Annotated in this window: 10 protein-coding genes and 2 pseudogenes; 8 read left to right on the plus strand and 4 right to left on the minus strand. The window is 54.4% G+C overall.

The genetic code is table 11. The features are described 5' to 3' along the window. Positions 1-13 precede the first annotated feature (13 nt). A pseudogene (locus tag D3D01_RS17890) lies at positions 14-706 on the minus strand (VOC family protein); the annotation flags it as partial. Between the two features lie 386 nt (positions 707-1,092). Here D3D01_RS17890 and D3D01_RS17895 point away from each other — a divergent pair. Both D3D01_RS17895 and D3D01_RS17900 read left to right on the plus strand, forming a co-directional pair. Beyond that, on the plus strand, positions 1,093-1,650 hold the full coding sequence (locus D3D01_RS17895; protein ID WP_121513179.1) for a TetR/AcrR family transcriptional regulator: 558 nt from the start codon (positions 1,093-1,095) through the stop codon (positions 1,648-1,650). A gap of 193 nt (positions 1,651-1,843) precedes the next feature. Beyond that, positions 1,844-2,443, plus strand: coding sequence for an SDR family NAD(P)-dependent oxidoreductase (locus D3D01_RS17900; protein ID WP_233563466.1), 600 nt, complete (start codon positions 1,844-1,846; stop codon positions 2,441-2,443). A gap of 64 nt (positions 2,444-2,507) precedes the next feature. Here the strand turns inward: D3D01_RS17900 and D3D01_RS17905 are convergent, their stop codons facing one another. Further along, positions 2,508-2,945 (minus strand): hypothetical protein, encoded by a 438-nt coding sequence (locus D3D01_RS17905; protein WP_199722463.1) that lies wholly within the window; start codon positions 2,943-2,945, stop codon positions 2,508-2,510. 549 nt (positions 2,946-3,494) lie between these two features. Between D3D01_RS17905 and D3D01_RS17910 the strand changes: the two genes are divergently transcribed. Both D3D01_RS17910 and D3D01_RS17915 read left to right on the plus strand, forming a co-directional pair. Beyond that, positions 3,495-4,451 (plus strand): bile acid:sodium symporter family protein, encoded by a 957-nt coding sequence (locus D3D01_RS17910; RefSeq protein ID WP_121513181.1) that lies wholly within the window; start codon positions 3,495-3,497, stop codon positions 4,449-4,451. A 580-nt stretch (positions 4,452-5,031) separates the two neighbouring features. Next, entirely contained in the window at positions 5,032-5,688 is a 657-nt protein-coding gene (locus tag D3D01_RS17915) for a lactate utilization protein (protein ID WP_101351645.1), read from the plus strand. A 198-nt stretch (positions 5,689-5,886) separates the two neighbouring features. Here the strand turns inward: D3D01_RS17915 and D3D01_RS17920 are convergent, their stop codons facing one another. After that, entirely contained in the window at positions 5,887-6,330 is a 444-nt protein-coding gene (locus D3D01_RS17920) for a hypothetical protein (protein ID WP_233563468.1), read from the minus strand. 521 nt (positions 6,331-6,851) lie between these two features. Between D3D01_RS17920 and D3D01_RS17925 the strand changes: the two genes are divergently transcribed. From D3D01_RS17925 to D3D01_RS24610, 4 genes and pseudogenes are all read left to right on the plus strand, one after another. Then, positions 6,852-7,214: a HalOD1 output domain-containing protein gene (locus D3D01_RS17925; protein ID WP_121513175.1), complete on the plus strand. Its 363-nt coding sequence runs from the start codon at positions 6,852-6,854 to the stop codon at positions 7,212-7,214. A gap of 307 nt (positions 7,215-7,521) precedes the next feature. Beyond that, on the plus strand, positions 7,522-7,662 hold the full coding sequence (locus D3D01_RS24210) for a hypothetical protein (protein ID WP_199725428.1): 141 nt from the start codon (positions 7,522-7,524) through the stop codon (positions 7,660-7,662). Then, positions 7,652-8,023, plus strand: a pseudogene (locus D3D01_RS17930) (RNA-guided endonuclease TnpB family protein); the annotation flags it as partial. The gene D3D01_RS24210 and the pseudogene D3D01_RS17930, both read left to right, overlap by 11 nt. 78 nt (positions 8,024-8,101) lie before the next feature. Continuing rightward, entirely contained in the window at positions 8,102-8,239 is a 138-nt protein-coding gene (locus D3D01_RS24610; protein ID WP_233563472.1) for a hypothetical protein, read from the plus strand. Between the two features lie 287 nt (positions 8,240-8,526). Here the strand turns inward: D3D01_RS24610 and D3D01_RS17935 are convergent. Then, on the minus strand, positions 8,527-8,645 hold a 119-nt coding region (locus tag D3D01_RS17935; RefSeq protein WP_147439909.1), incomplete at its 5' end, for an integrase core domain-containing protein.

Here is an 8,645-nt window from a genome sequence, read left to right on the forward strand (position 1 = left end):
TTCGAGAAGCGACGTGCCACTCGTAGAGTTGAGCTTTTTCAGCGATCCGCACAGCAACGTGATGAATAGATCCAGCACCCTCTCGCCCAGACTCGGCGTCCCGGTCGAGGAGACCGACGACGGCCGCACGCTCTCCCTGTGTCTGATATCGAACTCGGTCGCCCGCCTGATCGCGAAGTTCGAATCCCAGTGTCACCAGTACACTCGCAGTGACAAAGATGCTCGTCGATAGTAGCGTTACGCCGTGGATGCCACGAATCGCGTGCTGAGCTGGAACCGGACCCTTCGCCCACGGTTCTACAGCCGACTCACCAGTGACGAGTTCGAGTTGCGTGCCGTCCGGGTCGGAAAACCGAAGGACTGTCTCATCGAACCGATCGAGTGGTCCCTCGACGGTGACATCATGTTCGGCTAGTCTGTCCTGCCAGTAGGACACCGAGTTCGACGGGATGGTCAGCGCAGCGGTGCTGATTTGTGGCTTGCCGGGACGACCATCGTCTTCGGCGGGATACGGAAAGAAGGTAAGAGCAGTGCCCGGTGAGCCAGTTTCGTCACCGTGGAAGAGGTGGCGTGTGAACTTGTCGTTGAAGTTCACCGTTTACTTGACGAGTCGGAGACCGAGCACGTCGCTGTAGAAGTTAACGTTCTTCTGGGCGTCACGAACAATGCCTATGATGTGGTGGATTCCGGATGTATCAGTGAGCATGTGAGTAGTAGGGGGAGAAACATCGTGAACTTGGTGTCAGTTAGTCTAGATTCTGCCGAGCTTCGTCGAAGCCACCAGCACCAGACCGCACGTCGGGAAGTGTCGTCCGTTCGGCGGGTAGGTCAAATCCTATCGCGTCTTCGAGATATCCCGCTGTGGCATACTCACCCCAGTACTGTTGTTCCGCCTTGTGCCTGCGACGAATACAGTGTTTCTGCATTCGTTGCAATCAATTCAGCAGGCTGCACACACTCTCAAACCAAGCACTTCTCTAACCCAGTGTGATTGACCGAGACTCCGAAAGACCACTTCATAGTGAGAGTATTACTCGGGTAGTGACTCAGTACACTGGTCCTGATGAACTCGGGTCGACCAAGACAGCAATCATGCAGGCGACGTATAATGCCCTGAGTGAGCACGGGTACGACAACCTCACCATTCAGGATATCGCCGACGAGTTTGAACGGAGTCGGACACTGCTCTACTATCACTACGACGGTCGTGATGATCTACTGGTTGACTTCCTTGAGTACGTCCTGCATGACTTTCTTGAGCAACTACCGGATGGCGAAGGGTCAGCACAAAAAGAGCTTGAAACACTTGTCGAGACGCTTCTCCCGGCAACACTGGATGAAGACGTGTATCAAGTCCAAATAGCCATGTTTGAACTTCGCGTAAACGGACCACACAACGAAGCGGCACGTGAGCAGTATCTACAGGTCGATAGAGAGATCAAGAACACGCTTGAGTCGATTTTTCAGCGTGGCGTCGACTCTGGCAAGTTTACCGATATTGATCCAGCTGTTGAAGCAGAGCTGTTCTTGTCCATCTTGACAGGCACTCGTACCCGCCGTCTCACCGTATACAAGCCCGAGCAATCCATCGCTGAATTGCGGACTGCAATTAATACGCAGATTGAGCGAATCACGACGGATTCGAACTAACTCTGGATCCGTTGTTCTTCGCCGGAATAGGTACATCAGTTCTTGAGATACCGCCAGCAACTGAGTTCGGTTGCGATACCGGCGTGCAGTATCTGTATTTCCGTTAGAGTCGCTGCGTTCGCTCTAAGCGCCCAGATTGTCTGTTGCTGGGATCGGTCAGAACCTTTTTTACAAATATTCAATATATAAAGGTATGTACGAGATCGAAGAGGCTGTCGCACTTGTTACCGGCGCTGCATCCGGTATCGGTCGAGAAACGGCAACGCGTTTCGCTGAAGAGGGGGCGTCTGTCGTTGTCGCTGACATCGATACGAACGGGGGTGCTGAAACAGTCACACAGATCGAGGACCGGGGCGGGACCGCAACCTTTCTCGAAACAAATGTTGGCCGCTTAGAGTCAATTCAGTCGACAGTTGAGGTAACTATCGACCGGTACGGACAGCTCGATTACGTCGTAAACAACGCAGCGACGGGGAACGAGCCTGCCCCCATAACTGACATTGAAGAGGATGAATGGGATCGCATCAATACATTCAATCAGAAGGGAGTCTGGGGAGGGATGAAACACCAGATTCCAGCGCTGCAGGACTCTGGTGGCGGTGCAATAGTCAATGTCGCCTCACTGGCCGGAATACGTGGCAGCCCTGGCCGAACACCGTACGGTGCAAGTAAGCACGGTATCGTGGGGTTGACGAAATCGGCTGCACTTGAATTTGCAGATCAGGACGTTCGTGTGAACGCAGTCTGCCCAACAATCGTCGACACGCCGGCCTTACGGTCACTGTCTGAATGATAGCCAGCACGTCCCGCAACAGCGTGGAACAACGCTCACCAGTTTTGAAGCCGGCCCGTAGTTGTCACTCATCGTGACCGAACTCTTGACAGCCGAATCTCTCCCTGTTCTCTGGTTGGGCACAGAGGTAATCAAGCCGTTTTTCCATTTCAGATCGCGACATACCCGTTTGACTTTCTCGGGACTCCGCAAGCCGGGCCTGACTGGCATTGAGTATTTTTTCTTTCCTCTCTAGTTCCGAAACGAGTCTTTCTACGTCCTGGTTGCGTGTTTCTAACTGATTGTTGAGTTCTTCAGCACGGGCTTGCGCGGCCTGTCGGTCTTCACGGGTCTCGTTCAACTGTTCGCGCAGTTCCTCGTTTTCAGCGCGAAGGGCTTCGTTCGTTGTCTGTACGTCCTGTGCAGAATCCTGGAGTGCAACTGTTGTTCCGACTATCCCGCTGGTGGCAACCACAGTGGCGATGAGGAGCCAGGAGCTGATATTGCGTGCAAGGGTGCTCACCGGCGGTTCACCTCCGCTGTAACTGTGGCACTGTACTGGTGCCGCTCCCAGTGTAGCAGTAGCGAGGGTTGATTGGTCATGCCCCAGCCTGGTTGGTATATACTACTAATTGTAGTTTCTAGTTGGTTACGCTTGGACAGCAGTGACTCATCAATCGGTGATAAGTAACAGTGTAGAGCATGACCGAACCAGTCGATTATATCATATCTGTTAGCAGTATATCACATCAGCTGTACGTTGCTGATTGGTTCGGTGCCTTCCAGTCTATTCAGCTAGTAGAAGTCTTTAGACAGCCAGAGGTGGGTGAATCAGAGTATCTCTAAAAAGAGAATCAGAGTGTAGCAGTTCAGCCACAGGAGTGGTTTCACTCTCAAGCGTTGTATCAAACATCCGGACTAGTCTTGAAATTAGCCATCAGCCGGGATGCCGACGGAGCAGTACTCGCCTCCAGCCGCGAGTTCGTAAGTCGGCGTTACGACGATCCAGAGTAAACTTTTTTTACGTTGTTCATCATCCAGATATGTGACTTCGATATCGACGCTTCGAGCGGTGAGTCGTGCTGCGAGCAAATACTTTGTCGTCTGGGTTATTATTCTGGCAGGCTTTGCTCTCATCAGGCCAGATCCGTTCGTCCCAGTTTTGAATTACGTGACCCCGCTGCTCGGGCTAATCATGCTTGGAATGGGGTTGACGCTTCAGCCGGCAGACTTTCGGCGGCTGATCGAGGACCCGGTGGACATTGGCATCGGCGCGGTCACGCAGTGGTTGGTGATGCCTGGCGCTGCGTACGGGCTCTACGTTCTGCTCAATCTTCCAGATACTGTCGGTATCGGCCTCATTCTAGTTGGTGCCGCCCCCGGTGGGACCGCATCGAACGTGATGACGTATCTCGGTCGAGGCGACGTGGCCCTGTCTGTCGCCATCACGACCCTCACGACTATTGCAGCACCGATCGTGATGCCGGCCTGGGTAGTGTTCACTCTCGGTGAGCAGATCAGCGTTACCTTTGCAGAGATGTTCCAGAGCATCATCCAGATCGTCATTATTCCAGTGCTGCTCGGGTTCACGCTCCGATATCTGCTGGACCGCTATTCGCCGAAGACCGCTGAAATCGGGACCGACGTGTTCCCGGTTATCAGTGTCGCTGCCATCGTCGCGATTGTCGCCGGCGTTGTCGGGGCGAACGTGGACAACATTCTCACGGCTGGTCTGCTCGTGCTGGTGGCAGTCGTTGCTCACAACGCTATCGGGCTTGGCTCGGGATACGGTGTCGGTCGGGCAACTGGGATGTCAAAAGACCGGGTTCGGACCTGTGCGTTTGAGGTGGGCCTACAGAACAGCGGACTGGCGGTTGCGCTGGCGACGACCCTGTTCGAGCCTGCAGCCGCGCTCATCCCCGCGCTGTTCAGCGTCTGGCACAACATCACGGGACCGGCGCTGGCGAGTTTCTTTAGCTGGGAGGGCGAGAATCAGAATTCCCCTTCAGCTGTGCCGAGCGACGACTAAACCACGGGTTTCCGCCGTACTCGATTGTCGGAGCTACCCGGTTTTCGGTGTTGCATGACCACTATCTCTCTGCGTCCGACAGACTCTGCCTGTGTGTCACCGGCGGTTGCCAACGCTGAACGAGTGCCGACATTGCGGGCAGTGATAAGTAGTCGTATATCCGGTGCTCGAAACGTTCCAGTCTCCCCCGACCATCCCGCTCTCAAAGTCACAGTCCGGGCAGAACAGTACCATCTTCGATGGTGTCCCGAAAGTGTCTGTAGGTTCCTTACGAGCCATTTGCATTGATAGCACAACATGAGGAATGCGGGGCAATATATGCTACCCCCCGGTTTTCAGCAGTTGATATCGGAGTGGGCAATCAGAGACCTCCTGCTGTTTTCGGACAGAGGCGCGTCTGATCACGCTGGGATTGAAAATCTGCACCTTAGACAGTGGTGTTCATGGAGAGTCTATCGACGCAGTACATCATACCTGAGAATGGAGTATCACCAATGTAACTACCTGACACCGGTGTCCGCGAGCACTTTTGTGGTAGCTACACTTCCATGTTGATGCTGCTACACTCACATAACACAATATGTCTCAACAGAAATCTGATTACGCGGACGATGCGGACATCGACGAATCGCTGGACGAGCTGGCCTCCGAAGAGACCATCGAAGAGACTGTCGAGAACCTAGAGGCAAACGGGTTCGATGTCATCGTTGTTGACTCAGCCGACGAGGCGCTCACGGAACTGCAGTCGCTCATCCCGGCAGAGGCGTCTGTAATGAACGGCCACTCAACGACGCTCGAAGAGATTGGCTTTGTCGACTACCTGACCGAGGGGGACCACGAGTGGGAAAGTCTTCCGGACCAGATCTGGAGTATCGATGACGACGCGAAGCGCCAGGCTGCCCGCCGAGAGTCACAGACGGCCGATTACTTCCTCGGTGGCATCAACGGTATTTCTAAGACCGGCGAACTCGTCGCGGCGGACCGTTCGGGGAGCCGCATCGGTGCGTATCCGTTCGCGGCCAGTAACGTCGTCATCGTCAGTGGCGTGAACAAAATCGTGCCGACGCTCGAAGACGCGCTCGACCGACTGGAGAGCGTCGCGTACCCACTCGAAAACGAGCGTGCGAAGGAGGCGTACGGCGTTGACTCCGCAATCGCCAAGCAACTCATCCTCCGTCAAGAACTCGAAGAGGGCCGTACGACCGTGGTCCTCATCCGGGATCACCTCGGCTACTGACTGTAGCACATCGAGCGGCCAGACGGTGATACTCAGTCGCGTCGCTTTCCGTTGCCGACCTTCGTATATTATCAAAGGAAGTTCCTGTACACTGGCACAGGTCGACAGTCGGGGCCGACTCCCAGTAAGAATCCTAAAGAGTTTGTTAAGAGCATTTGCTCTCCGAATAGCTCCATCAAGTCACGTCTAACTGAGCGATTAACTGCCACCGTCAGCCATCGTACCGCCACCGGGCATCGACTGGCAGTTTCCTTCGGGTTTCTGGATCGGTTCGACTGACCCCCAGGAGTGGAAGTCCCACTGCATTGACCCAGCTTCAATACGGCGCGGATATCCGGAGTCCGCGAGAATATAGTATGTAACCGGCCGTCGGGAGCTACTCTGAGAGATTTCGTACACCAACACCGCTTCACCATCGATGGTGTCACGGCCGGCCGGCGTGACGTCTGGATTTTCCTCTGGCCGGTTGGAGAACCGACTTGGATCAACCTCGTCACGGTCCATCCCCTGTTGCATCGTTCCTCGGAAACACTGCCCGCCAGCAACGGTATACGTGCTGTTTCCAATGTGATACAGCTCCATCTGTTGACCTTGCTGGTCGAACGACCAGTACATATCCCCCTGATAGAGCCGACCAGTCATCTCAACAGTCCGTCCCGCAGACTGCATCGTGGCTGTCATCGCATACGATTCCGGGAACCGTGCGATCTGACCGAATTGTGTCGGTCTGTCGTCGGTTCCGCTGACGGTCGATTTATCCGTAGCGGTTGTCGCAGCGGGTTCTGGCGTTGATTCGGCACCACCGCCACTCTCTGTCGCGTCTGAGCCGCTGTTCTGGTCGCCGCTACAACCGGCAAGTGCAATTACTCCCGAGCACACGCCTCCGAGTAACTGGCGTCTGGATAGTTGGTGCATGGAGACGGACACCTCAACAGTCTGATTCTACCCGACAGTGCATGACTATTGTTATCAAGTATTTCGATATATTCGCCAGTAGATTCACGTGTTGTGTGTAGACTCAGACGGCAGAAGTTGAGTATAGCTATATAGAATAGTCAAACAGTCCGACTATTTCGTTACGAAATAGTGGAGCAATAAAGTGCTCGCTATGCCCGAATATTCATACACGTATTATATGTGCGTTCCAGTTGTTTACTAGATAAATGACTGACGAGAGCCAAACCGACGAGGCTGGGAGGGATACGGGCCTATTTGAACCACCAGGGGGCACTCTAACTGAGGTTCGGTACGACCCAACCAGCGAGCAGGAGCTTGCTTGGGTCATTGTTCAGGCTATCGCTGATCTGGCGGGGCGAGAAATAAACACGTATCATGAGTCGCCGTTGCACGACTACATCGATATCGGAGCCATTGAGACACTACTATTTGGTTCACCACCGAACCGGTCGACCGGGCCAGCAACGCAGACCATCAGTTTTCAATATCAGGGTGTTCTGGTGACAGTTCGCGCTGACGGACTGATACAGCTGTCAGCCGCTGACAACAGCAGCGGAAAGCAGGACTAATCGCAATGATACGGGTCCGTCCGGCTCAGTAGATTGTCGCTTGTGTATCTCGATAGACATTTTAACCAGTTGATCGACACCAGAACTGCGGACCAAACGTCGGACGACCACTCGGTAGGAAACAACATCTTGATACAGCGAGAGAATCCCGCCCTCCCCGTGAGTGACGAGTGTTCCGATTGGTCGGAACCGAGGAGCGAACAGAGTGGGTGGGAATCGCGTAAGCTCCGGGCGACAACCGCCGGGACTGTCGCCTGACTGAATACCAGATGTCAGCGTTTAGTTACACAGTCACTTACACAGCTCTGTGCGAACAGACGTAGACATGGAGCGGGACGGCAACCTCCACGAACGGGTCAAAGAGTATGCCCGTGAGAACGGTGTCCGTCACCCACGAGCATACCGCGAGCTAATCGAAAAGGGATTAGAGGCAGCTGATGCCGACTAAGACGCTCGAAGCATCACTCGCACCACCGACAGCCCACAAAGAGCGAAAGCTACAACAAATTCGCGACCTGTATCACAAGGGGCTACACGAGGCGTTCGGCGCTGGCGCTGATACGAAGTCGGCAGTCAACGACATTGTGACGTCCTACGACCTGCCGTATCAGGTCAAAGACGCGCTCAAGAGCTACGTGCCGAAACTGCGGGACACGTACAACGCTTCGGAGCTAGACGACGACCACCCGACACGGATGGTCAACCGTGCCGCCCGGTTCGACTATTCAGCGGACCGGAACCACAGCTACGTGGGGGAAGTACCCCAACCCGGACACGGGCCGAATTTCTGGATACCACTTCGCATCAACCGTCGCGTCACAACGTTTGAAGGCGATATAAACGGCGCTATCAATATCGCACAACGGGCAGACCCGTGGTGAGAGAGTGTGCCACTGAAACCGGCAAACAATGACTCGCCACGGGACGGGAGTGGCTGTGACAGCACCACGACCCACACCGAACAGAGCCAATCAGAGCAGATGACGCTCGGTGAGTTCGGGTCGGAACCCACTGCCAGCGATTAGCTGGTATTCCCATGCAGGGAAGCCGCGTCGTTCACGACGCGGAGGCTGTCACATTAGGAGGAATCGGAGGACCTGACAAGACGTATGAGTTGGGGTGTGTCAAAAGCCCCTGGCAGATGTGAGTGACGAGCCAAGAGATAGACGAAATTATCTCTAGTTTCTTCAAATAAGCAATCATTTGACGCAAAAACAACGTTCGGCCAGTCCATAATGAAAGATAGTTTGGTTATACACATTACTCACGTGTAATTCTCAAATGACGTACCGATAGGTTACACAGGCACTGTCTAGTTCTGGATGACCTCAGCTGGCGTTCGTCCGTCGAGTGCTTGGTTCGGTCGTTCGTGGTTGTAGTGGTGTCTGAAGCGTCGTAACCACTGTTTCGCGCTGGATTGACTGCCCCGCC

It is taken from the genome of Haloarcula sp. Atlit-7R (genome assembly GCF_003666065.1).
GTDB lineage: Archaea > Halobacteriota > Halobacteria > Halobacteriales > Haloarculaceae > Haloarcula > Haloarcula taiwanensis.

What these genes read in the sequence shown, in the direction of transcription:
- D3D01_RS17920 (WP_233563468.1), bottom strand. Translation starts at nt 6,330, where the DNA reads ATGACTGGTCGGCTCTATCAGGGGGATATGTACTGGTCGTTCGACCAG.
- D3D01_RS17925 (WP_121513175.1), top strand. Translation starts at nt 6,852, where the DNA reads ATGACTGACGAGAGCCAAACCGACGAGGCTGGGAGGGATACGGGCCTA.
- D3D01_RS17900 (WP_233563466.1), top strand. Translation starts at nt 1,844, where the DNA reads ATGTACGAGATCGAAGAGGCTGTCGCACTTGTTACCGGCGCTGCATCC.
- D3D01_RS17895 (WP_121513179.1), top strand. Translation starts at nt 1,093, where the DNA reads ATGCAGGCGACGTATAATGCCCTGAGTGAGCACGGGTACGACAACCTC.
- D3D01_RS17915 (WP_101351645.1), top strand. Translation starts at nt 5,032, where the DNA reads ATGTCTCAACAGAAATCTGATTACGCGGACGATGCGGACATCGACGAA.